Origin of the sequence: Dactylosporangium sp. NPDC005572 (genome assembly GCF_040605515.1) — a bacterium.
Taxonomy (GTDB): Bacteria; Actinomycetota; Actinomycetes; order Mycobacteriales; family Micromonosporaceae; genus Dactylosporangium.
Genome location: NZ_JBEXCY010000013.1, coordinates 20872 through 43504, shown reverse-complemented (window position 1 = coordinate 43504; position 22633 = coordinate 20872). Strand labels below are relative to the sequence as shown.

Sequence of the window (22633 nt, the reverse complement as noted above, 5' to 3'; positions counted from 1 at the left end):
CCGATGCCGCGACTACGCCTCGTGCTGCTGCATCACGTCCTGGTCACCGTCGCCGTCGCACTGATCGCCACGGCCGGCGCCGCCGCCACCGCCTGGCGCAGCGCCCAGCACCAGTCGGCCTCCGCCGCGACCCAGGTCTCCGCCGCGATCGCCGACGCGGCGCTCGCCGGCCTCGCGGCCAACGACTTCGGCACGCCCGGCGGCTACGACCGCGGCGACGTGCTGGCCGGCCTGCAGCCGTTCCTGCGCTCGGGCGCCCTCGCCCGGGTCAAGCTCTGGCTGGTCGAGGGCGGCCGGGCCCGCATCCTCGTGTCGGACGAGGCCCGCCTGGAGGGCACCGCACGCGACACCGGCGACCGTCCGATCCGCACGCTGGAACCGGCCGCACCACGCAGCTACGCCGTGCCCGACGACGAGGCCCACCGCTACGAGGCGGACCGCCGCGGCCGGCTGATGGAGGTGTTCCTCGACTTCCGCGACGCGGCGCGCAACACCATGAGCCTGGAGCTCTACGTGCCCGTCGGCGGAGACCGCACCGTCCTGCGGCCCGTGGCCGCGCAGCTGCCGCTGCTGCTGGCCGGGTCGCTGGCGGTCGCCGTCGCGACGCTGCCGATCACCGTCGCCGCCACCCGCCGGACGCGCCGCTCCGCCGTGCACCGGGCGGCGCTGGCCGAGCTGGCGGTCACCGCCTCCGACCGCGAGCGGCGCGAGCTGGCCCAGCGCCTGCACGACGGCCCGATCCAGATGCTCGCCGCCGCCAGCGTCGCGCTCTCGCTCGACACGAACACCCTCGCGCACGGCCTCGTCCGCGACGGGCTCCGCCAGCTGCGCACCCTCACCGACGACGTCGTCCCCGACGCGATCGCCGGCCCCGAGCTCGCCGGCCGGCTCCCCGCGATGCTTCGCGCTGCCGTGCCGGACCCGATCGCGCTCGACGTACGCGTGACCCGGCGCGGCGCGGCCGCCGACCCCGGCGACGACCAGGCGCTGCTGGCCGCCCGCTGCGCCCGGGAACTGGTCCGCAACGCCGTGCGGCACGCCCGGCCGGGCCGCATCACGGTCGCCCTGGACATCGACGCCACGCTGCACCTCACCGTGGACGACGACGGCGCCGGCTTCGACCCGCGCCACCTCCCCGGCGACGGCGTCCCACACCCGGCCGGGCACCTCGGCCTCGTCCTGATCACGCAGGCCGTCACCGACGCGGGCGGCACGCTGACGCTACGCTCCGGACCGGGCGCGGGCTGCACGGCGACCATCTCGCTCCCGTTCCGTGACGCATGATCGGCAGTCGCCCGACGGATAATGAGCACCTGATGCAGTCTGCAGCTCACGCCGATCCTCAACGCGTAGCGTTCGCGGGAGACTGGCACGCCAACACTCGCTGGGCTGTCACCGCGATCGACTACGCCAAACAGCAGGGCGCCGACATCATCGTGCACGTCGGCGACTTCGGCTACGACTTCCCCGCCACGTTCCTGCGCAACGTCACGAAGGCGTTGGCCCGCGCCGGGCTGCACCTGTGGTTCGTCGACGGCAACCACGAGGACTTCGACCTGCTCAGCCGCTACCCGATCCGCGGCAACGGCCTCCGCGAGGTCACCGACCGGATCTGGCACATCCCTCGCGGCCACCGCTGGGAATGGGCCGGAACTTCGTTCCTCGGCTGCGGCGGCGCACACTCCGTCGACCGGCCATGGCGGGAACCGGGCGTGTCGTGGTGGCGGCAGGAAACGATCACCGAAGAGGACGCGGCACGGTGTGTCGCCGGCGGGCCGGTCGATGTGCTCGTCGCCCACGACTGCCCCGCCGGGGTCATGATCCCCGGGGTTGACGACCGGGACGGCCCGCCGCCGTTCCCTCCGCTGGAGCTCCAGCTCGCAAACGAGCACCGCCAGGTACTGCGCCGGATCGTCGACGCCCTCCAGCCGGCCCTGATCGTGCACGGCCACTACCACGTCCTCTACACCGCGCGCCCCGAGTTCACCAACCGGCCGCGGGTGCTGGGCCTCGACTGCGACGGAACAGCCCTCGAACGCAACGTCCGCGTCTACGAACTGCACGAAGGATGGGTGGCCCGCGTCTGACCTGCCCCCGAGGCCACGTGCGTGAGTCTCCGACGTACGAGCACAATTTTGCCCGCGAGTCGGCCGCTGCGTTCGAAAGTCCGGCGTCGGCGACGCGTCATCGCTGGCTGAGGAGGACCGCAAGCTGATGCTGGATCCAGACGACCTCGCGATCGCTGTCGCCAAAGAGGCGTCCCCGCATGTCCAGGATCGCTCGATACTCCCGCTCCGCCGCAACCAATTCGCCGCGCTCGTGGAGCAACAGGGCCAAGTTCCTTCGCGTACGCAGCGTCTCCCGGTCGTCGTCGCCGAACAGCCGGCGCTGGGCGTCCAGGATCGCGCGATATTCCTGTTCTGCTGAGAAGAGTTCTTTCCGTTCGTGCAAGAGTGTGGCATGGCTGTGCCGGGTGCGTAGCGTCTCCCGGTCGTCGTCGCCGAACAGCTGGCGCCTGGCATCGAGAACGGCTCGGTACCCCCGCTCAGCTGACTCCAGATCGCCGCGCTGGCGTGCCAGGTAGGCCATGTTGTGACGAGTGCTGAGAGTCTCCCGATCGTCGTCGCCGAACAGCCGGCGACGTGTGTCCAGGACTGCCTGGTACTCGTCCTGGGCCGTGTCCAGGTCGCCGAATTCGTGCTCTAGTAGAGCCAGGTTGCTGCGGGTGCGTAGGGTCTCCCGATCGTCGTCGCCGAACAGCTTGCGCTGGACGTACAGGACAGTGCGGTATTCCTGCTGGGCCGCCTCGACGTTGCCACGATCATGGAGCAGTACCGCAAGGCTGCCGCGGGTTCGCTGGGTTTCCCTGTCGTCGTCGCCCAGCGTCGGACGCTGGACGGTGAGGACGTCCCGGAGCACGCGTTCGGCGTCGACGGCCGGGGTGATGTTGCGGTAGTACAGACAGGTGACGGCCTTGCGGGCCGCCACCGCCAGCGATCTTGCCGGCGCTGCTGCAGGCGTGTTGGCGGCGCGCTTGAAGAGGTCAAGGATGTGCGGCACCGCCCAGTCCACCGTTGGCCAGCGGGCGACGTCGTACAACTCGAAGTCGGCAGGGATTGCCGTACCGATCAAGCTGGCGGCCACCAGCCAGGACGGGTCGGCAAGGTCGGAACAGCGGTTGACGTCCTGGATGTGTTGATGGAGCTGGACGGCATGATACGTCTGGGTGATGAGATCGAGCTGTTGGAGTGCGTCGAGCAACTGCTGCAACCCAACGCCGGTCAGGCTACTCAGGTACGGATGCTGAGCGAAGATCGCAGGGTCCAGGCTTTCCTTGCCGATAGGAACGTGGGCGAATTGCGCCAAAACTTGCAGCACGACCCGGGCAGCCTGGAGACCTCGCAGATCGAGCAACTGTAGGGAGAGTTCGTTCGACCGGCGGATCTCCGCGATCGTTGACTCCCCGGCTGATGCAGGATCGGGATTCTCGATCGCACGCTGATAGGCGCTGAGATATTCGGTGAAGGTCGTCGCGGTGTGGGGCAGCCGGCTCTGGGTGGACTGGCGCAGATAGGTGCCAGCAAGTCGAAGCGCGAGCGGCAGTCCGTCCAGCCGGGCTGCCAGCGGACGCGCCTGCCGGATCGTGCCGGCGAGTGGAGCCAGGGTGTGCAGCAAGTCAGCGGCATCGTCCATGGAAAGTCGATCGACAGCAACAAGCCGGCACCAGGGGCCCCATTGCTGGGGATCCCCGTCCCGGGACGTCACCACGACCAGACCGCGTCTGGTGGGCGGGCGTAGCCATCCACGACCGTCGGCGACACCGCCCGGTCGCCCGGCAAGGACCTGCAGGTCATTGGCATCGTCGAGCACGAGCAGCCACCGCCGCCGGAAGCCGGCCAGCAACGCCCACAGCAACTCGGCGGGATCACGTTGACCAGACCACGCCAGCTGTAGCTGGGCGTCGGTGGCGCCTGCCGCAGCAGCTACCTCCCGCAGTTGGCTCCGTAGCTGCTCGGTACTGCTTGCCGATACCCACCACACTGCCATGTCATCGGGCAGCGTCGACGCCAGCTGCCACGCCACGGTACTTTTGCCATTCCCGCCGCCGCCGTGGAGCACCACCACCCGCGGCCCGGTTCGGTAGCGCCACCACCTGGGCCGCACCAGCATTCGCAGCTCCGCCAGCAGGTGACTCCGGCCGACAACTAGGGCGTTCGTGCCGGCGAGCGCACCTCCCGGCTGCACCAGCGGGACTTGGACCGACGCCAGGCCGCCGTCGACGACCAGCGTTTGACTCGTACGCAACGTCGCACCAGCGGACGGGTTCGAGACGGTAATCGCTTTGATCCCAAGCCAGACGGTCGGGACCGGCATCAGGACCGCGACCAGCCAGCCCAGTCGTTCAACCCAATCCCACGGCTTCTCGGGTAAATCATGAGCCAGTGCCTGCACCACCCGCCATGGGGCTCCCCACGTCCACTCCGCTACGACACTGCTATCGCCCGCACCGACCCATCCGCCAAGAGCTGTCGCGGCGGCACCAGCGAATGCCATCCACACCAGCCGAGTTCGCCGCGCCACCGAATCATCATCGCGAATACCCTTCGCGGACGCGACCGTCCGCAACGTCCACCGGTGCCACCGCAGGGCGCGATCGAGGGGACCGTTGAGCCAGCCTCCTGCCGGTAGTTCGCCGCATTCCACCCATTTCGTGGTCAAGGTATGCCGATGCCGTGGATTGCGACAGTCGCTGCCTGACAGGGACGGGCTGACAGCTCGACGTAGGACCCTGCAGCGAGACCCTATGCGAACAGCTGCACCAGCCGGGGACAGCGCCGACTGGTCTCCGGCTCCTCCCCGAACCGTGGAAGGTCGGGGCCGTCGGGCGACTCCCGCGGCCCGCGCTCGAGCGCTTCCGGAAACTCGACCTGCTTCGCCATCCGCGGATTGAGCTTCCTGAGGACCAGGTCGAACGCCAACGCTCCGACGCCCACCAGCTCCCACATCGTCGGAAAATCCTCGTCGGTCCATGTGCTGGCCGGCTTGGCGGCCAGCGCACGGATCGGCCGATGCCCGGCCAACGAGTCCGGGTCGGCGACGGCGGCCTCAAACACCTCCCGGCCCTGGGCGACCAGCCACAACCGGAAATCCGTGAACGAGTCCTGCCCGATCTCCTGGCGGAAGATGATGGTCGCCGCTTCCCACAGCCGCCACGTGAGAGCGCGGTTGGCCAGCGCCACGACCCCGCGGTGAAACTCGACGATACGCGGAACCGGCAGGCGAGCGAGCTCAGAGACCAGCTCGTCCATCCCGACCTTGCCGGCATGGTTCGCCGCCGGAACCCGGTCGAGCAGGTCCCACACGGCGCCAGTCGACGTCGGCATGCCCGCAGCGTAGACCGTGTCTTGTCGGGGCTGGCCCGGCCACAGGTGCGACGTTCAAACTGCAGCGCGTCCGATGTGGAGCGTTGGTGTTCTGATGCGCTGTGGAACTGAAGGCGTGCCGCACGGCGATCCCGGCCAGGGTCCCACTTGAGATGTACAAGGAGCGTCAGGCGCTCAGTCGTCAACAGACGCGGGCGCTCGAACACGGTCGGCGGCCCTTTCGCGTTGCGGGTGTCGTACGTGGTCGGCGGCGCCCGATGGAAGGCGCAGGAGCGCCTCCGGTAGCCGAGCTGGCCGGACGTCGCGGTGAAGTGTGTGGTGAACGGCGTCACACGTAGCCCCGCGGGCTGGCTTTAACGACAAAGTGTCGTAATCTTGGCGACGTAGTGTCGTGAAAAGGAGTGTGGCGTCGTGGCGAAGCGAGACCAGAAGTTGATCGTCGTAAGCGGAGCCTCCACGGGTATGGGCGCGGCAGCCGCCCGCGAACTGGCCCGCCAGGGTTTCCACGTCCTGGCCGGCGTGCGACGCGACCGTGACGCCGACGCCATCCGGTCGGCCGGCATCGAGCCGGTCATCCTCGACATCACCAGGTCCGAGCAGGTGGAGGCACTCGCCGCGCGGGTCGCCGGCGACCCCCGCGTGCTGCACGCGCTCGTCAACAACGCCGGCATCCAGGTGAACGGCCCGGTCGAAGCCCTGCCGATGGCGCAGTGGCGGTGGGTGTTCGAAGTCAACCTGTTCGGCCACATCGCCGTCACTCAGGCGCTCCTGCCCGCGCTGCTGCGCAGCAAGGGGCGCGTGATCAACATCAGCTCGGTCGGCGGCAAGGCAGCCATGCCCACCTACGGCGCGTACGCCGGTGCAAAGTTCGCCCTGGAGGCGGTCAGCGACTCGCTCCGCCGGGAGGTCGCGCCGCTGGGCGTACAGGTGGTCGTGGTCGAGCCCGGCGGCGTCCGCACGGAGATGGCCGCGCGCGGGATCGTGACGGCGAACCAGTTGGCTGCCCAGATGACGGCGGAGCAGGACGAGCGCTACGGCAGCCTGGTCCAGGCGATCAACACGCTGATGGCTTCGGGTACCGCATCGGGCGTGACCGCCGACGCCGCCGCCCGGGTCATCGCGAAGGCCGTGACGGCCCGCAGACCGCGGACCCGCTACACCATCGGGCGGGATGCCGCCCTGATCATCCGCCTGGCCTGGATGCTGTCCGATCGCATGCTCGACCGGGTCATCGCCGCCAACCTGCGCCGCCACTACCCGAAAGGCGCCACTGCGTGACGCGTCCGGCCCGCGCTGAGCGGGAGGTGAAGCGGGCGGGATGGTGGCCCGGGGCTGGAGGGAAGTCACGGTGGGAGAGGATGATCCGATGCCGCGGATCCGGGGAGCCAGCATCGAGGAGCACAACGAGCTGGTGTGGGCCGACCTCGCCGAGGCGATGCGGCAACTGCTGCTCGAGCGCGACTACGACTCGATCAACATGGGCCACATCGCGGCCCGGGCCGGGCTCGCGCGCAACACGCTGTACAACTACGCCCGCGACAAGAGCGCGCTGGTCCTGGCGCTGACCCAGCGAGAGGGCCGGCCCGCGGTCGAGCGGGTGGCCGCGATCGCCGCGCGGTCCGCGGACCCGGCCGCGGAGCGGATGCGGGAGATCATCGTGGCGGTCCTGGAGGCGTTCACGGACCCGGTCACGCAGCTGATGCTCCGGCCGGGCTCCGGTCTGCCGTTCGCCGAGGTGCCGAAGGGGCCGGACAGCCCTTTCCACGCGATCGTGGTCGAGGTGGAGAACGTCGTGCGGGCCGGCATCGCGCGCGGAGAGTTCCGAGACGTCGGCGACGTGCACCTCGCGGTGGAGCTGCTGTCCGGTGTCATGCGCGCGGGCGCCGAACGCATCGGGCGGGACCCGGCCACCTTCGCGGCCACGGTCCGCGCGGCTCGGGAGATCGTCCTCGCGTCGCTCGTCCACCACCCGGGCCAGGGTCCGTCGGCCGGCCGTCAGCACGCACGGCCTCCCGCCATGGAGTGAGCGCTCGCGCGCGGGCGTGTCAGGGCATAGTCAGGACGACTTTGCCGCGGACGTGTCCGGTCTGCACCTCGCGATGTGCGAGATGGGCTTCGATGAGGGGGAACGTCGCGTGGATCGGGAGCTGCAACCGGCCGTGTTCGTACTGCGCGACCAGCTCGCGCAGAGCCGTGGTTGAACGGCCGCCGACGCGCTGGATTCCGTACCGCTTCGCCGCTTCCGCGTCGACGAGGGTGCCGATGCGGTGGCGATCCGGCACGAGGGCGAGCGACGCGGTGATCGCTTCGCCGCCGGCGCCGTCGAGCGCGGCGTCGACGGTGCCCGGCACGGTTGCGCGGATCCGTTCGACGAGGCCGTCACCGTAGACGACCGGGGTCGCGCCGAGCGAGCGCAGATAGTCGTGGTTGCGCTCGCTGGTGGTACCGATGACCGAGGCGCCCCAGAGGCGGGCCAGTTGCACGGCGACAGTGCCGACTCCGCCGGCCGCGGCGTGGATCAGCACGGTGTCGCCGGCACCGACGGCGAGCTGGCGCAGCGCCGTGTGTGCGGTCTGGCCGACCGCGGGAAGACCGGCGGCCACGGTCCACGGCATCATGGCGGGCTTGTGGACCACGTCCGCGGCGTCGGCGACGACGTACTCGGCGTAGCACTGACCGGTGGCCGACCCGAGGACCTGGTCGCCGGTCGCGAAGCCGGTCACGTCGTCACCGATCTGGTCGATGATGCCGGCGTACTCGTTGCCGATGCGGGACGGGAAGTCGGCGGGCATGACGGCGGCGAAGTCGCCGCGGCGAAGTTTGACGTCGACCGGGTTGACGCCGGCGGCCCTGACCCGGATGCGGACCTGGCCGGCTGCGGCGGTGGGTGGGTCGATGTCGATCGGCTGCAGGACCTGCGGGTCGCCGTACTCGGCGAAGACGATCGCCATGGCCATGGGAACGCTCCTGGGTGTCGGTCAGGCGGGAGACGGCTGACCGCCCCCGGCGGGCGGCAGCCCCTTCCGGACATCGGTGAACAGCTGGGTCAGGCCGGCGCGCTGCCGGGTGGTGAGCCCGCCGAACGCCATCCGCTCCAGTTCGGACCAGATCTCGCGAATGCGTGGACACAGCCGGCGACCCTTGCCCGTCAGGCTCACGACCATCGAGCGCTTGTCGCTCGGTGACGGCGTTCGCGTGATAAGGCCCGCGCGCTCCATCGCCTGCAAGGTGTTGGTGACGGTGGACCGGTCGCGACCGAGGAAGTAGACGATCTCCGACTGCGGCGTGTGCCCGTGCTCCTGCAGGAACAGCAGGACCAGCTCCTGCGGGGCGACCAGGCCGATCTGCTGCAGCATCGCGGTCGCGATCGCGGCGTGCGCCCGCACGAGCTGCAGCATGAGCGAGCTCAGTGGCGCCTCGGCAACGCTGATGCCGATGTGCGGCGGCCGGGCGCCGCCCGCGCCGGGTGCCGTGGTCATGGTCTCACCCCACCCAACTTGTTGGCATGCCATCAAAGTATCAGACTGTTGGCATGCCAACCAACCCTCCCGGCCCGCGGCCGTTTGACGATCGGCTCGACCCGGCGCTCCTGCGGCTCGCCGGGATCGTCCTGCTCGGCGCGGTCGCCGCGCTGCTGGACACGACGGTGGTCAGCGTCGCGCTGGATCAGCTCGGCAAGGCGTTCGCAGCGCCGGTCTCCACCGTCCAGTGGGTGTCCACCGCCTACCTGTTGGCGATGGCGCTGGTCATCCCGCTCACCGGCTGGTGCGTCGACCGCTTCGGTGCCCGCCGGACGTGGCTGGCGGTGCTGGCGCTGTTCCTGGCCGGGTCCGTGCTGTGCGGCGCCGCATGGTCCGCGCCGAGCCTGATCATCTTCCGGGTACTGCAGGGCCTGGGCGCCGGCATGATCCTTCCGCTGACCCAGCTCATCCTGGCGCAGGCCGCCGGCGCGCAACGGTTCGGCCGAGTCATGGCGCTGGTGGCCGTGCCCGGCAACCTCATCCCCATCGTCGGGCCGGTGCTCGGCGGCCTGCTGCTCGACGGGCTGTCCTGGCGATGGATCTTCCTGATCAACGTACCGGTGTGCGTACCCGCGCTCGTGCTGGCCTTGCGGGCGCTGCCCGCCGACCCGGTCGACGGCGGCCGCCGCCCGCTCGACGTGCTCGGCATCGCGCTGCTGTCACCGGCCGTGCTCGCCCTGGTCTACGGCCTCGCACAGGCTGGCGAGCGGTCCAGCTTCGTCGATGCCGGCACGACCGTCCCGGTCGCGATCGGCCTCGGGCTGCTCACGGCGTTCTCCGTACACGCCCTGCGCGCCAAGGCACCCGTCGTCGACCTGCGCCTGCTCCGGTACCGGTCGCTCCGCGCGTCCGCGGTGTTGTCTTCGCTGACCGGCGCGGCACTCTACGGCTCGATGCTCCTGCTCCCCCTCTACTACCAGCAGGCCCGCGGATTCGACGCGCTCACCACCGGCCTCGTGCTCGCCCCGCAGGGCATCGGCACCGCCGCCGCGCTACCCGTCGTGGGCCGGCTGGCCGACCGCATCGGCCCCAGGCCGCTGGTGGTCGTCGGTGCACTGATCACCGCCGCCGGAACCGTCCCCTTCGCCCTGCTGCCGACCGACCCGAACGACATCGTCCTCAGCGCGTCGTTGCTCCTGCGCGGCATCGGCATGGCGGCCGTCGGCATCCCGGCGATGGCAGCCGCCTACCACCAGCTCCCCCATGCCGCGATCCCGCAGGCCACCAGCATCGTCAACGTCATCCAGCGCGTCGGCGCCGCCCTGGGTACCGCCGTGGTCGCCGTGATCCTCCAGCAGCAGGCCACCCGGGACCCGAGCGGCGTCCACCCGTACGCGAACACCTTCTGGTGGACCGCCGGATTCGCGCTCCTGCTGCTGCCCTGCGCCGCCCTCCTGCCCGCCCTCCTGCCCGCACGAACACGCATTCGGCCGTCACGGCTCGACGGCCGGCGTGGGGCTCGGGGACGGTACGGAACCGGGGGGAGGTCGACGCAGCCGCGATCCGAGCTCGGCGCCGAGGACCGCGACCGGAACGACGACCAGGACGGCGACGAGCCAGTTCCGCGCGGCGCTCAGGTTCTCGGCCGGGGATACGCCGTCGCCGAAAAGGAGCAGCCCGCCTCGCTCGTCCCCCGCGAGGTCGGCATAGATGCGCAGCGACTCGTGCAGCCAGACGGCGTAGATGAGTGGCGCGCAGGCGAGGGCGACCCAGATGCCGGCGCGCACGCCGGCCCGGAACGACCGGCCGGCGCGGGCGCCGAGCAACGCGGCGACGAAGAGGGCGGCGGACGGTCCGAGGACGATCCAGAGTGCCCCCAGGAGTCCTGCCGCCGCGCGCACCGGTTCCGGAAGGCCTGAGTCGTAGGCGGTGCGGATCAGCAGCAGGAGCGCGGCGCCGCACACCAGCGCGGCACCGACGCCGACGCGGGGCGCGGTGCGGTCGGGGCGCGCCGGCCGGGGCGAGGCCACCGCCCACCACACACAACCGCCCAGCACGGCGGCCAGGAGCACCGCCGAGGTCGGCGCCAACTGCGTGACCGCACCCGGGTCGCGGCGCAGGAACTCCACGGTCAGCGCGACGGCGGCGACCACGGCTGCGGTCACCAGCAGCGCCGGCAGCGGCGCCACCTGCACCCGGGCCGAGCGGGCCACCGTGACGGTGACCAGGGCACCGAAGGCTCCGACGAAGCCGGCCGCGAAGACACCCAGCTCAGGCATGCTCGTGGCGAGCGCCGGTCCGGTCGCCCCGACCGCGAACACGACGAGGACGGCCAGCGCCGCCGTCACTCCCCAGCCGCCGGCGGGTCGCAGCAACAGTGTGGCCCGCACGCTGCTGAGCGCGAATCGCCACCGGGCCGCCCGGTCCCGCACCTCGGCCATCTCGGCCAGCATGGCCAGACCCCATTCGCGGCGGCGCCCGGGCATCAGCGCCACGGCGACCGCGAGCAGGGCCTCCGGCGCGTCGAGCGCGGACGAGCCGTAGCCGGTCGTCGACCACCAGCGGTTGAGCACGAGCAGCGCACTACCCGCCCACAACCCCGTCGAGAGGACCAGCAGGGACAGGTTGCCGTCCGCGGACCTGCCGGCCGATATGGCCGTGCCGACCCAGAAGGCGGTCGACACCGCAGCGATGACGCCGACGGTGACGACCTGGAACCTGCGCAGCGTCCAGTTCATGCTCCCTGCCACCTCACCGTCGGATCCACGCGCCGGGGTGCCTGTGTGGTGGCTGCCGCCGCGAGCTCGGTGGCCAGTGCACGCCCGGAGCCGGTCAGCCGATACCTGTGGCGTGGTGGGCGGCCCGGCGGGACATCGGTGTCCCAGGTCGCCTCCAGCAGCCCCCGGTCCGCCAGCCGCATCAGGATCGGGTACACCGTGCCGGGCTTCAGGTCCAGTTCCTGGCACAGCTGGTAGCCGTGCCGCCACGCCGACGGCTGCGCCGCCAACGCCAGGACCACCGCCGTGGTCTGCGCGGAGGGTCGTCGACTACGAGCCATGCGTTAACTCTACATAGTCAGAGTTATGCTGTCGAGCCGCTCGCCCGCCCCTGGAAGCTGGATCAGCCTTCGATGGCGGCGACCACCTCGACCTCGATCAGATAGCCCGGCTGGAACAGTGCCGGGACCGGGACGAGCGTGCTCGCCGGCGCCGGCCCGCGCCGCAGCGCGCCGAAGATGACCGGGACCAGTTCGGGCCGGTAGTCGACGACGTAGATCGTCTCTTTGACGATGTCGTCCCAGGTGGCGTTGGCCGCCGCCAGCGCGGCCGTGATGTTCTCCGCGATCTTCGCCGCCTGTGCCGCGTGGTCGCCCGGGCCGATCAGGTTGCCGTCGGCGTCCCAGGCGACCTGGCCGGAGAGGTACACCAGGGTACGGCCTGTGCTGGTGACCGCCTGGCTGATGAGGTCGGGCATGGCGACGAGCCCCGCGGGGTTGAGGCGCTCGATGCTCACGCGAGATGTCCGTCCGGCCGGACGAGTCCCGCTTCGGTCTTCACGTGTTCCCCGGTGCGGAGTCTCTCGAAGAGCGTGCTGCCGTCCGGGAGTTTCAGGTTGGGGACGCGTTTGCCGGTCGCGTACGTGACGCTCAGCCCGGACAGCCGCTCGGCCAGTTCCCGCGACAGGTCCGGCGCCGTGGCGATCAGCCCGCTCAGCACTGCCCGCAGGGCCTGCCCTTCGGGTGAGTACGCGGTGATCAGGGCGGTCTGCGCCCGGGTGTGCTCCAGCAGGTCGGCTCCGACGGGGTGCCGTTCCTCGTGGTAGGTGTCGAGCAGGGCCTCGCTCGCGCGGCCGGCGACGACCGCCGCGAGTTTCCAGCCGAGATTGTGCGCGTCCTGGATGCCGACGTTCATGCCGACACCCCCGGTCGGGAAGTGCATGTGGGCGGCGTCTCCGGCGAGCAGTACGTTGCCCTGGTGATATGAGGCCGCCTGCCGGGTCGCGTTGCCGAAGCGGGACAGCCAGACCGGGTCTCGCATGCCGAAGTCCGTGCCGGCGATCCGTCGGACGGTCGCCCGCAGTTCGTCGAAGGTGAGGTCACCGGCCCATTCGGGTCGGTCGGTGCCCGGGTCTCCGCCGACGAGGCGGTGGATCCCGCCGGGGAGCGGCACGATCATCAGGCCGCCGTCGGCACCGGCGATGTTGGCGAAGCCGCGCTGGGGCGGGGCGTCGAGCACGACGTCGCCGAGCCAACCCCAGGTCGTGGCATCGGTGCCCGGGAAGTCGATGCCCGCGGCCGCGCGTACGGTGCTGCGAACACCGTCGCAACCGACCACGTAGCGCGCCGCGACCACGCTGCCGTCAGCCAGCTCCACGCCGGCGGTGGTGAGCCCGACGACCTCGACACCTCGGCGGATGGTCGCGCCCAGCGCCTCGGCGCGGGCTTCGAGCAGTTCCTCCGTGCGGGCCTGCAGCAACGCCAGCGTGAAGGGATACGGCGTGTCCAGCACCGAGAAGTCCATCCGGTCCGGCAGCCCACCGAAGTGGCCGTTCGGGATGCGCAGCGCCTCGGCCAGGAACGGTTCCACGACGCCACGACAGTCGAAGATCTCGACCGTGCGGGGGTGGATCGTCAGCGCCTTCGAGTTCGGGTCGCGCTCGTGCCGGACCTCCAGGACGGTGACGGAGGCCCCGCCCAGCCGCAGCTCCGCCGCGAGCCAGAGGCCGGTCGGCCCGGCACCGACGATGGCGACATCTTCCATGACATCTCCTTGGTCACTGACCAACAATGCGCCTTGAGTACACTAGGTCAGTGACCAAGAGTCAAGGGGATGTGGTGGAGGCTGCGCTCGCGATCCTCGACGAACGAGGAGCAGCCGCCATCTCCATGCGGACGATCGCCGAGCGGCTCGGTGTCCGGATGAACACCGTCCTGTGGCACGCCAAGAGCAAGGCCCGGCTGATGGAGCTGGTCGCCGACGCGATCGTCGGCGAGGCTTCCCTCGACGACCTGCCGGCGCACTGGCGAGAGCGGGCCGTCGAGCTCACCCGCCGCTACCGGCACGCCCTGCTCGCCCACCGCGACGGCGCGACGGTCGTCACCGGCACCTACCCGGCCGAGCCGGCCACCCTGAACTTCGCCGAGGCCCTGGTCGCGGCGATCCTGGACGGCGGCCTGCCGGAGCAGCAGGCCGCCTGGACCTGCTGGAGCCTCATCTACTTCACGCTCGGTCTCACCCAGGAGGAGCAGGCACTGCCCGGTCGATCCACCATCGACCTCGACGTCGGGCAGCGCCCGGCGCTCCGACGCGTAGCGTCGGCATTGATCGAGTCGTCGTTCGAGGAACGCTTCGAGTTCGGCGTCGCCAAACTGCTCCACTGAGGCCCGGCGGGCGCCTACCGCGATGCGTCGGCGGCTGTGCCCATGCCGTGCGACTCGGCGACGGCCGTCGCCGCGCGGACCAGCGCCGCCACGCCGCGGCTGCGGGAGTGCTCCGGCCAGGCGATGACGAGCGCGGCGGGAGGGGCGTCCTCGATCGGGACGTAGGCCACCGCCTGCCGGGGGTACCGGGCGGCGACCGACCTCGGCAGCACCGTCACCGTCGCGCCGAGCCCGACGAGCGCGAGCAGCTGCGCAAGGTCGTGCACGGCGAGCTCGCCGATGTCGCGTTCGGCCCGCTCGGTGACGTCCTCGGCGCTGATGCCGAGGTCGGCCAGGCGTACCCGGGAGGCCCCGGCGAGGGGGTGGTCGGCGGGCAGCGCCGCCACGCGAGGCTCCACCGCGACGACGTCCACGTCGATGCCGGCCGGATCGTAGGGCTCGAACATGAGCGCCGCATCGGCCTCGCCCGTCCGCAGCAACCGGGTGTGCTCCCGCCAGCCGCACAGGCGCACGGCGACGGGCTCGGCATCGGGCTCGGCGGCCGCCGCAGCGAGGATGTCTTCCAAGAGGCCACCGTCGGTATCCGCCTTGACCGCGAGCAGCAGGCTGCGATGCGGTGCCGATGCCCGCACCGCCCGGCGGGCTGCCGCGTCGAGCGCCTCCAGGGCCGGCCGCCCGTGGGTCAGCAGCACCGCGCCGGGCTCCGTCAGCTCCACCGTGCGCGTGGAGCGTTCGAACAGGCGAACTCCGAGCTCGGCCTCGAGGTTGCGGATCGCTCGCGACAGCGCGGGGCCGGCGATGCCGAGCCGCGCGGCGGCACGGGTGAAGTTGCGTTCCTCCGCCACGGCGACGAAGTAGCGCAAGGCCCGGGACTCCATCGCCACGCCTCAGCGTAGTGCCTGGCCGACGCCGCGATTGGTACCTTTCTGGTCATAGTCGGTACCGGATCGGTCGTTCTCCGGGACCCGGCCCCGGTCGCAGGCTGATGCAGCCCGAGCAGCAGCGACCGCGGACAGAACGGAAACCAACAGCATGCGCGCGATCGGCATCAAGCACTTCGGCGACACCCCGGCGCTCATGGAGTGCCCCGTGCCGGAACCCGCCGGCGGCCAGGTGCAGGTGGCTATCGACGCGGCCGCGACCAATCCGCTCGACGCGGCCATCGCCTCTGGATCCCTCGCGGCGCTCGGCGAGTACCGCTTCCCGCTGACGCTCGGCATGGACGGTGCCGGCACCGTGACCGCGGTCGGCGACGGCGTCACGCAGTTTCAGGTCGGCGACCGCGTGTTCGGCCAGTTCTGGAGCCAACCGCTGCGATTCGGCACCTTCGCCGAGTGCTGCGTCGTGCAGGCGGCGCCCGCATTCGGTGCGCTGGCAACCATCCCCGACGACTTGCCGAGCCACATGGCGGCCGCGCTACCGACCTCCGGCATGACCGCCGTCGGCGCGATCGACCACCTGCAGGTACCCGAGGGCGGCACGCTGCTGGTCATCGGCGCGACGGGAGGCGTCGGCACCTTCGCGGTGCAGGTCGCCGCGGCCGCGGGGATCCGGGTCGTCGCGACGGCGTCCGCCCGGCACGCCGAGCAGGTCCGCGAACTCGGCGCCGCGGAGATCGTCGTCCGCGGCGCGGAGCCGCTCGACCGGGCGCTACGAGGCCTCGCTCCCGAGGGTTTCGACGCCGTTCTCGACGTCGTCGGCGACCGCTCGGCTACCCGCCTCGCGGCCGGCGCGGTACGGGACGGCGGCGCGCTACTGTCGACCGCTTTCGGCGTCGACGAACACCTCTTGACCGACCAGCGTCTCCGCACCGAGAACTATCGGCTCGACCGCAAGCCCGAGCGGCTCGCCGAGATCTCCGGCCTCGTCACGGCGGGCACCGTCCGACCCGTCATCGGCGCGCGGCTCCCTCTCGAAGCGGCGCCGCGAGCCCTTGCCGGCAGGTTCGAAGTCACAGATCTACGCGGCAAGACCGTGCTGCAGGTCTGAGGATGCCGGACCGGCTGAACGCTTCAAGCGGTCAGGTCCAGCGCGATGTCGGTGATCATGTCTTCCTGACCTCCGACCAGGCCCCGCCGGCCGACCTCCAACAGGATCGACCGCACGTCGAGGCCGTAGCGCTCCGCGGCGGTCTCGGCGTGCCGCAGGAAGCTGGAGTAGACCCCGGCGTAGCCCAGGGTGAGGGTTTCCCGGTCGACCCGGACCGGCCGGTCCTGCAGCGGCCGGACCAGGCTCTCGGCCGCATCCTGCAGCGCGAACAGGTCGCAGCCGTGCTCCCAGCCGAGCAGCGTCGCCACGGCCACGAAGGGCTCGATGGGACAGTTACCCGCGCCGGCACCCTGGCCGGCCAGCGAGGCGTCGACCCGGGTGGCTCCCTCCTCGACGGCGACCATCGAGTTGGCCACCGACAGCGACAGATTCTCGTGCGCGTGGATGCCGACCTCCGTGGTCGCGGCGAGCGCGTCCCGGTAGGCCCGGACGCGTTCCCGTACCCCGTCCATGAGCAGGTGTCCGCCGGAGTCGGTCACATACACGCAATGGGCGCCGTAGGACTCCATCAGCGCCGCCTGGCGCGCCAGCTCCTGCGGTGGCGCCAGGTGGCTCATCATCAGGAACCCGGACACGTCCATGCCCAGGTCCCGTGCCGTCGCGATGTGCTGGGCGGAGATGTCGGCCTCGGTGCAGTGCGTGGCGATCCGCACGGAGCGCACCCCGAGGTCGTGGGCACGCCGGAGCTCGTGGATGGTGCCGATACCGGGGAGCAGCAGCGTGGTCAGCCGTGCGTTGGTGATGTTCGCCGCGGCCTGCTCAAGCCATTCCCAGTCGGTGTTCGACCCGGGGCCGTAGGTAAGAGACCCGCCGGCGAGCCCGTCACCGTGGGCGACCTCGATGCCGTCCACCCCCGCGGCGTCGAGCGCCGCGACGATCTGGCCGACGTGGCCCGGCGCCATCCGATGGCGGATCGCGTGCATACCATCGCGCAAGGTGACGTCCTGGATGAACAGCCGGGGCGGTTGGCTCATACCCGCGCTCCCTCAGTGATCCGCTCGGCGATCCGCTCGCCGACCCGCAGCGCGGCCGAGGTCATGATGTCGAGGTTCCCGGCGTACGCCGGCAGGTAGTGGGCCGCGCCCTCGACCTCGAGGAAGACGGAGACCTGATGCGTCACCGCGACGTCGCCGACCAGGGTGTGCACCGGTTGGTCCGGCGGCACCGCCGTGAACTGGACCTCCTGCTTGAGGCGGTATCCCGGGACGTAGCCGGCGACCGCCGCGACCATGTCGTGGATCGAGGCACGGATCCGGTCGTGCACGGCCGGGTCCGGCTCGCCGATCAGGCAGAGCACGGTGTCCCGCATGATCAGCGGAGGCTCGGCCGGGTTGAGCACGATGATCGCCTTGCCGCGGGTCGCGCCGCCGACCGACTCGATCGCCTGGCTCGTCGTCTCGGTGAACTCGTCGATGTTCGCGCGCGTGCCGGGTCCGGCGGAGCGCGACGCGATCGAGGCGACGATCTCGGCGTACGGCACCGGGACGACCCGGGAGATCGCGGCGACGATCGGGATCGTCGCCTGACCGCCGCAGGTCACCATGTTGACGTTGTCCGCCGTGAGGTTGCCGTCGAGGTTCACCGCGGGTACGACGAAGGGGCCGATCGCCGCGGGGGTGAGATCGACGAGCCGCTTACCGTACGGTGCCAGCGCCGCCGCGTTGGCCTTGTGCGCTCCGGCCGAGGTCGCGTCGAACACGATGGCGATCTCATCGAATCCGGGGAGGGCGATGAGGCCCGCGACGCCGTTGTCCGTCGTCGGCACGCCGAGGCGGGCCGCCCGCGCGAGGCCGTCGGAGGCCGGGTCGATGCCGACCAGCGCTCCCATCTCCAGCGCCCGGGACGTTCGCAGGATTTTGATCATCAGGTCGGTACCGATGTTCCCCGAGCCGACGATGGCGACCTTCACGCTCAATGCTGTCCTCCTACTTCGACACCGAACGTCGCTGAGACGCTCCCGAGATCGGTGATCTCCGCGCGTACGTGGCTCCCCGCGGTGACCGGCACCATCGGGCCGAGCGCGCCGGAGAGGATGACCTGGCCGGCCAGGAGCGGGCTGCCGAGGTCGCGGGCGGTGGTGGCCAGCCAGGCGACGGCGTCGAGGGGATCGCCGAGACAGGCCGCGCCGGATCCGGTTGACACGACGTCACGGTCGACGGTCATGCGCATCTGCGCGGTCACAGGCTCGAACTCGCTGAGCGCGAGCCGCGCCTCGCCCAGGACGAACAGTCCGCTGGAAGCGTTGTCGGCCACGGTGTCGGCGAGGCTGATGTCCCACCCGGCGACCCGGCTGTCGACGATCTCGAGCGCCGGCGCGGCATACGCGACGGCCGAACGGACCTCGGCGGCCGTCACCGGGACGCCGACCTTCCCGCCGGCCAGGTCGCGATCGAGCACGAAGGCGATCTCGGCCTCGATCCTGGGCTGCATCAGCCGGCCCATCGGGACGGTGGCGGTCTCGTCGTACGCCATGTCGTCGAAGAGCACGCCGAAGTCCGGCGTGTCCACACCGAGCTGCCGCTGGACGGCCTCCGAGGTCAGCCCGATCTTGCGGCCGACGATGCGGGCGCCGGCGGAAACCCGTGCCTCGACGACGAGCTGCTGCACGGCGTACGCCGTGACGACGTCGCCGGGCGCGATCAGGTCGCGGATCGGCGCGCACGGGGTGCCTGCCGCGGCCGCCCGCAGGAGCCGGTCGGCGGCCTCTCGGGCCGCGGCCCCAGGCCGGGTAGCGAGTGACATTGCGCCAGTATCGGTCCGTCCGGAGGGGATCCCAGGCCCGCCGTTCCGGTCTGCGGCACACATGTCTGCGACAGCCTGTCCCCGTGGTTGACCTTCACGACCACCCCGATCAACGCTTGCGTTGACAGCCTCCAGGAAAACTCTGAATGGGCCGTCCGGATAGTTTCAACGTACGTGTTGATAGCTTATGTTGGTCACCACAAACGTCACCAGACCGAAACAGGGACGTCATGACACAGACTCTCGCCCCGATACACGACAGCCGTCCTCGGCCCGCGGTGAGCCTCCCGGAAAGCGGCTCCCTGTCGAGCGTCGGCAAGTCGTTGCAGATCCTGAACTCGTTCCGCGGCTCCGGGGTCCTCCTGGGCGTCTCCCAGATCGCCGAGCGCGCGGAGGTGTCCAAGAGCACCGCACACCGGTTGCTCGCCGTGCTCGTCGAGCACGGGTTCGTCGAGAAGCGGGACGGGCGCTACATGCTCGGCCGGTCGGTCTTCGAACTCGGCAACCTCATCGCCGACACGCGCCCGCGGAGCCTGCGGGAGAACGCCATACCGTTCATGGTCGACCTGTACAAGGCCACCGACGCGACCGTCCACCTCGCGGTGCTCGACGGATCGGACGTCCTCTACATCGAGAAGATCTACGGGCACGCGACCATCCCGCTGCCCAGTCGCGTGGGCGGGCGGGTCCCCGCGCTCTGCACGGCGCTCGGCAAGGCGCTGCTCGCGCACGCGACCCCCACCGACCAGGACTCCGTGCTGTCCAGTCCGGTACCGCGGCTCACGCCGTACACCATCGTCGACACGCATATCCTGCAGAGCCATTTCGAGCACGTGCACACCCACGGCTACGCGGTGGACCAGGCGGGTTCGAGCATCGCGGCGCAGTGCTTCGCGGCACCGATCCTGGACTCCCGGCCGAGCGCGGTCGCCGCCATCTCGATCACCTTCCCGGTCACCTCGACCGTCCCCACAGGCGCCGTTCGCGAACTGATGCGCGCGGCGTCCGGCATCGGACGGACGCTGACGCTGTGAGCGTCGTGGTCGTCGGCGCGTCGCTGAGCGGCTTGCGCACCGTGCAGGCGCTGCGGCGCAAGGAGTACGACGGGCCGATCGTCCTCATCGGCGACGAGCCGGAGCGGCCGTACGACCGCCCGCCGCTGAGCAAGGACTTCATGGCCGCGCCGGACGCACCGGTGCCGTACCTCACCGCCGACGGCGAGCTGGAGGGGCTCGGCGTCGAGCTGCTGCTCGGACAGCGGGCGACCGGGCTCGACCCGGTCCGCCGGCGGGTCGTGCTCGCCGGCGGCGACACCGTCCCGTACGAGACGGTGGTCGTCGCGACCGGCGCCACCGCTCGGAGGCTGCCCGTTCCCGGCGCCGGCCTCGACGGCGTGCACTGTCTGCGCACCCTCGACGACGCGGTCGCGCTGCGGCGAGCGCTCGACCGGGCCCCGCGCGTGGTCGTGGTCGGCGGCGGGTTCATCGGCGCGGAGTTCGCCTCGGCGGCCCGCAAACGCGGCCTCGACGTGACCATGATCGAGCGCGAGGCGGCACCCTTCGCCGTCAGCCTGGGCGAGCGGGTCGGCACCGCGCTGGGCCGGATCATCCAGGACTCCGGCGTCGTGGTCCGCACGAACGTCTCCGTCGTCGAGGCCCGCGGCGCCACCCACGTCGAGTCGATCATGCTGTCCGACGGCACACAGGTCGACGCCGACCTGGTCCTCCTCGGCGTGGGCGTCTCCCCCGCCACCGCGTGGCTGGCCGGCTCCGGGGTCGCCGTGTCCGACGGGGTGCGCTGCGACGCCGGGCTGCGCTCGGTCTCCACGCCCCGGGTGTACGCCGCCGGGGACGTCGCCTCCTGGCCTCATCCCGCGCTGGGACGGGAGGTACGCATCGAGCACTGGACCAACGCCAACGAGCACGCCGAGGTGATCGCCGGCGGCATCGTCGGCGACGCCGTCACGGCGACGGCCGTTCCGTACGTGTGGTCCGACCAGTTCGGCCGGCGGCTGCAGGTGGTCGGGCGGTCCGCGGCAGGGGACGACGTCGAGCTCATCGGGACGGGCGGCGCGCTCTGCGCCGCGGCCTGGTCCCGCGACGGGGTGCTCACCGCGGTGCTCGCCATCGATGCCCCGAGGATCGTCGTCCGTGCCCGCAAGGCGATCCAGCAGCGGGTCCCGGCCGCGGACTTCGTCCGGGACCAGCTCGCCGCCCTCGCCTGAACCGGCAAGCCTGAACCCACAGGCCTGAACCCACAGGCCTGAACCCACAGGCCTGAACCCGCAGGCCTGAACCGGGAGGTCAGCAGCCGAGCAGCGAGCGGGCGTTGGCACCCCGCACCGCGGCCGCCTCGTCCGGGGCCAGCTCGTCGAGCCGCTCTACGATGGTGACGTCCTCGGCCGGCAGCGGATAGTCGGTGCCGAACAGCACCTGGGACCTGCCGGCGACATCGAGGACGTACCGCAGGTTGCGCACGTCGTACAGGACGCTGTCGGCATACACGTTCGACAGCCGCTTCGCGAGCGCCTCGACGCCGGCCGGTGACATCAGCCGCCGCGCCCGCGACAGTGCCCAGTAGAACGTGCCGCCACCGTGGGCGAGGAGCACGCGGAGCCGGGGGTGCCGCTCGAGCACCGCACCGAAGACCAGCTTCGACGCCGCGATGGCGGTGTCGGTGGTCATCCCCAGGCCGAAGCGCACCTCCGCACCGGTGATCCGTTCCCCCACCGCGTCGTCCAGGGTCGTGGCGATCGGGTGGACGAACACGAGCATGCCCAGACGCTCGGCCGCCTCGAAGAAGTCGCCGAGGTCGGGATGGTCCAGCTCGCGGCCGCCCAGATCGGTGCCGATGAGGACGCCCACCAACCCGGCCTCGTGGGCCCGCTCCACCTGACCGGCCATCAGCTGCGGGTGTGCCTGCGCGACCATCCCCATCCCGCTGAACCGGGCGCGGTGCGGCGCGACCAGTTCCGCGATGGACTCGTTCAGCCGGTCGGTCCAGTCCCCGGCCTCCCGTGCCGTGCCCGCGAGGGCCACCAGCGGAGGCAGCGGGGACAGCACGTGGTGGTCGATGCCCCGCCGGTCCAGCTCCAGCGTGCGCCGCTCCAGCGACCACGCCTCGGGCGGGACGGTGCGCACCACCCGCCCGGCGACACTGAGCCGGCCGAGCCCGGCATCCTCCTCGAACACCGGGAACTCGGCACTGGGCGCGGGCGGAAGCGGCGGTACCACGTGCGTGTGCACGTCGACGCGGGCGCCCGGTGGCAGTTGGGGCCGGGGCGTCGTCATGGGGTGATGATCTCGCGGGGTTCGGTCCCGGCGGCGAGGAGATCGTGCAGGCTCGCCACGTGGCGATCGTCCTCGACAGCCTCGGCCGGTGGCCGTTCGTCCTGCCGGCCGAGGCATCGCACGAGGACGACGGCCGGCCCATTGGCCTCCCACACCCGGCCGAGCTCGTCCGGGAGGGCCGGCTCCACCTCGACGGCGATCACCGGGGTGCCGTTCTCGTCGTGGAGGCCGACGAGGACGTTGACCGCGCATCCCATCGTCTCGACCCGGACCAGTTTGTGCGGCCCGTCAGGATCGTGCTTGAGGAGCTGCATGATCACCCTCTCG

At 71.2% G+C, this 22633-nt stretch carries 22 protein-coding genes; 9 read left to right on the top strand and 13 right to left on the bottom strand.

The genetic code is table 11. From position 1 onward, the window contains the following. The first annotated feature begins 3 nt into the window (after positions 1 to 3). Both ABZS66_RS09860 and ABZS66_RS09855 read left to right on the top strand, forming a co-directional pair. Entirely contained in the window at positions 4 to 1284 is a 1281-nt protein-coding gene (locus ABZS66_RS09860) for an ATP-binding protein (protein WP_354756705.1), read from the top strand. A gap of 32 nt (positions 1285 to 1316) precedes the next feature. Continuing rightward, complete coding sequence (locus tag ABZS66_RS09855) at positions 1317 to 2087, top strand: metallophosphoesterase (protein ID WP_354756704.1); 771 nt, start codon at positions 1317 to 1319, stop codon at positions 2085 to 2087. A 97-nt stretch (positions 2088 to 2184) separates the two neighbouring features. Here ABZS66_RS09855 and ABZS66_RS09850 read toward each other — a convergent pair whose 3' ends face one another. Together ABZS66_RS09850 and ABZS66_RS09845 are read right to left on the bottom strand one after the other, a co-directional pair. Further along, entirely contained in the window at positions 2185 to 4455 is a 2271-nt protein-coding gene (locus ABZS66_RS09850) for a tetratricopeptide repeat protein (protein ID WP_354756703.1), read from the bottom strand. Between the two features lie 347 nt (positions 4456 to 4802). After that, positions 4803 to 5384 carry a DUF4240 domain-containing protein gene (locus tag ABZS66_RS09845; RefSeq protein ID WP_354756702.1) on the bottom strand — a complete coding sequence of 194 codons (582 nt, stop codon included), beginning with the start codon at positions 5382 to 5384 and terminating at the stop codon, positions 4803 to 4805. 411 nt (positions 5385 to 5795) lie between these two features. On the opposite strand from ABZS66_RS09845, the gene ABZS66_RS09840 reads away from it, so the two are divergent. Continuing rightward, positions 5796 to 6662, top strand: a complete 867-nt coding sequence (locus ABZS66_RS09840; RefSeq protein WP_354756701.1) for an SDR family oxidoreductase — start codon at positions 5796 to 5798, stop codon at positions 6660 to 6662. Between the two features lie 88 nt (positions 6663 to 6750). After that, on the top strand, positions 6751 to 7410 hold the full coding sequence (locus ABZS66_RS09835) for a TetR/AcrR family transcriptional regulator (RefSeq protein WP_354756700.1): 660 nt from the start codon (positions 6751 to 6753) through the stop codon (positions 7408 to 7410). A 19-nt stretch (positions 7411 to 7429) separates the two neighbouring features. On the opposite strand, the gene ABZS66_RS09830 is transcribed toward ABZS66_RS09835, so the two are convergent. Then, positions 7430 to 8341: an NADP-dependent oxidoreductase gene (locus ABZS66_RS09830; protein ID WP_354756699.1), complete on the bottom strand. Its 912-nt coding sequence runs from the start codon at positions 8339 to 8341 to the stop codon at positions 7430 to 7432. 21 nt (positions 8342 to 8362) lie between these two features. Continuing rightward, positions 8363 to 8863, bottom strand: a complete 501-nt coding sequence (locus tag ABZS66_RS09825; protein ID WP_354756698.1) for a MarR family transcriptional regulator — start codon at positions 8861 to 8863, stop codon at positions 8363 to 8365. A 53-nt stretch (positions 8864 to 8916) separates the two neighbouring features. Between ABZS66_RS09825 and ABZS66_RS09820 the strand changes: the two genes are divergently transcribed. Beyond that, positions 8917 to 10764, top strand: coding sequence for an MDR family MFS transporter (locus ABZS66_RS09820; protein WP_354756697.1), 1848 nt, complete (start codon positions 8917 to 8919; stop codon positions 10762 to 10764). Between the two features lie 815 nt (positions 10765 to 11579). On the opposite strand, the gene ABZS66_RS09815 is transcribed toward ABZS66_RS09820, so the two are convergent. The 3 genes from ABZS66_RS09815 to ABZS66_RS09805 all read right to left on the bottom strand — a co-directional run bounded on the left by ABZS66_RS09815 (position 11580) and on the right by ABZS66_RS09805 (position 13605). Beyond that, on the bottom strand, positions 11580 to 11903 hold the full coding sequence (locus tag ABZS66_RS09815) for a PadR family transcriptional regulator (protein WP_354756696.1): 324 nt from the start codon (positions 11901 to 11903) through the stop codon (positions 11580 to 11582). Between the two features lie 62 nt (positions 11904 to 11965). After that, entirely contained in the window at positions 11966 to 12358 is a 393-nt protein-coding gene (locus tag ABZS66_RS09810; RefSeq protein ID WP_354756695.1) for a RidA family protein, read from the bottom strand. Then, the gene (locus ABZS66_RS09805; protein ID WP_354756694.1) at positions 12355 to 13605 is read right to left on the bottom strand and encodes an FAD-dependent monooxygenase; all 1251 of its coding nucleotides are present in this window, start codon (positions 13603 to 13605) and stop codon (positions 12355 to 12357) included. The genes ABZS66_RS09810 and ABZS66_RS09805 overlap by 4 nt, the downstream gene beginning before the upstream one ends. Before the next feature lie 50 nt (positions 13606 to 13655). Here ABZS66_RS09805 and ABZS66_RS09800 point away from each other — a divergent pair, with 50 nt between their 5' ends. Further along, positions 13656 to 14225 carry a TetR/AcrR family transcriptional regulator C-terminal domain-containing protein gene (locus tag ABZS66_RS09800; protein WP_354756693.1) on the top strand — a complete coding sequence of 190 codons (570 nt, stop codon included), beginning with the start codon at positions 13656 to 13658 and terminating at the stop codon, positions 14223 to 14225. 14 nt (positions 14226 to 14239) lie between these two features. Here ABZS66_RS09800 and ABZS66_RS09795 read toward each other — a convergent pair whose 3' ends face one another. After that, on the bottom strand, positions 14240 to 15103 hold the full coding sequence (locus ABZS66_RS09795) for a LysR family transcriptional regulator (RefSeq protein WP_354756692.1): 864 nt from the start codon (positions 15101 to 15103) through the stop codon (positions 14240 to 14242). Positions 15104 to 15257: 154 nt separating this feature from the next. Here ABZS66_RS09795 and ABZS66_RS09790 point away from each other — a divergent pair, with 154 nt between their 5' ends. Continuing rightward, on the top strand, positions 15258 to 16214 hold the full coding sequence (locus tag ABZS66_RS09790; protein ID WP_354756691.1) for an NADP-dependent oxidoreductase: 957 nt from the start codon (positions 15258 to 15260) through the stop codon (positions 16212 to 16214). Between the two features lie 23 nt (positions 16215 to 16237). Here the strand turns inward: ABZS66_RS09790 and dmpG are convergent, their stop codons facing one another. Genes dmpG through ABZS66_RS09775 form a run of 3 tightly spaced genes read right to left on the bottom strand, consistent with a single transcriptional unit; the run spans position 16238 to position 19016 of the window. Next, positions 16238 to 17248, bottom strand: coding sequence for a 4-hydroxy-2-oxovalerate aldolase (dmpG, locus tag ABZS66_RS09785; RefSeq protein WP_354756690.1), 1011 nt, complete (start codon positions 17246 to 17248; stop codon positions 16238 to 16240). Then, complete coding sequence (locus tag ABZS66_RS09780; RefSeq protein ID WP_354756689.1) at positions 17245 to 18189, bottom strand: acetaldehyde dehydrogenase (acetylating); 945 nt, start codon at positions 18187 to 18189, stop codon at positions 17245 to 17247. Before ABZS66_RS09780 ends, dmpG begins: the two co-directional genes overlap by 4 nt. Beyond that, complete coding sequence (locus ABZS66_RS09775) at positions 18186 to 19016, bottom strand: fumarylacetoacetate hydrolase family protein (RefSeq protein WP_354756688.1); 831 nt, start codon at positions 19014 to 19016, stop codon at positions 18186 to 18188. The genes ABZS66_RS09780 and ABZS66_RS09775 overlap by 4 nt, the downstream gene beginning before the upstream one ends. 278 nt (positions 19017 to 19294) lie before the next feature. Here ABZS66_RS09775 and ABZS66_RS09770 point away from each other — a divergent pair, with 278 nt between their 5' ends. Further along, positions 19295 to 20050 carry an IclR family transcriptional regulator gene (locus tag ABZS66_RS09770; protein ID WP_354756687.1) on the top strand — a complete coding sequence of 252 codons (756 nt, stop codon included), beginning with the start codon at positions 19295 to 19297 and terminating at the stop codon, positions 20048 to 20050. Next, positions 20047 to 21240: an FAD-dependent oxidoreductase gene (locus tag ABZS66_RS09765; protein ID WP_354756686.1), complete on the top strand. Its 1194-nt coding sequence runs from the start codon at positions 20047 to 20049 to the stop codon at positions 21238 to 21240. The genes ABZS66_RS09770 and ABZS66_RS09765 overlap by 4 nt, the downstream gene beginning before the upstream one ends. A gap of 79 nt (positions 21241 to 21319) precedes the next feature. Here the strand turns inward: ABZS66_RS09765 and ABZS66_RS09760 are convergent, their stop codons facing one another. Together ABZS66_RS09760 and ABZS66_RS09755 are read right to left on the bottom strand one after the other, a co-directional pair. Further along, entirely contained in the window at positions 21320 to 22306 is a 987-nt protein-coding gene (locus ABZS66_RS09760; protein WP_354756685.1) for an amidohydrolase family protein, read from the bottom strand. Continuing rightward, positions 22303 to 22620 (bottom strand): hypothetical protein, encoded by a 318-nt coding sequence (locus ABZS66_RS09755; protein WP_354756684.1) that lies wholly within the window; start codon positions 22618 to 22620, stop codon positions 22303 to 22305. Before ABZS66_RS09755 ends, ABZS66_RS09760 begins: the two co-directional genes overlap by 4 nt. Positions 22621 to 22633 lie beyond the last annotated feature (13 nt).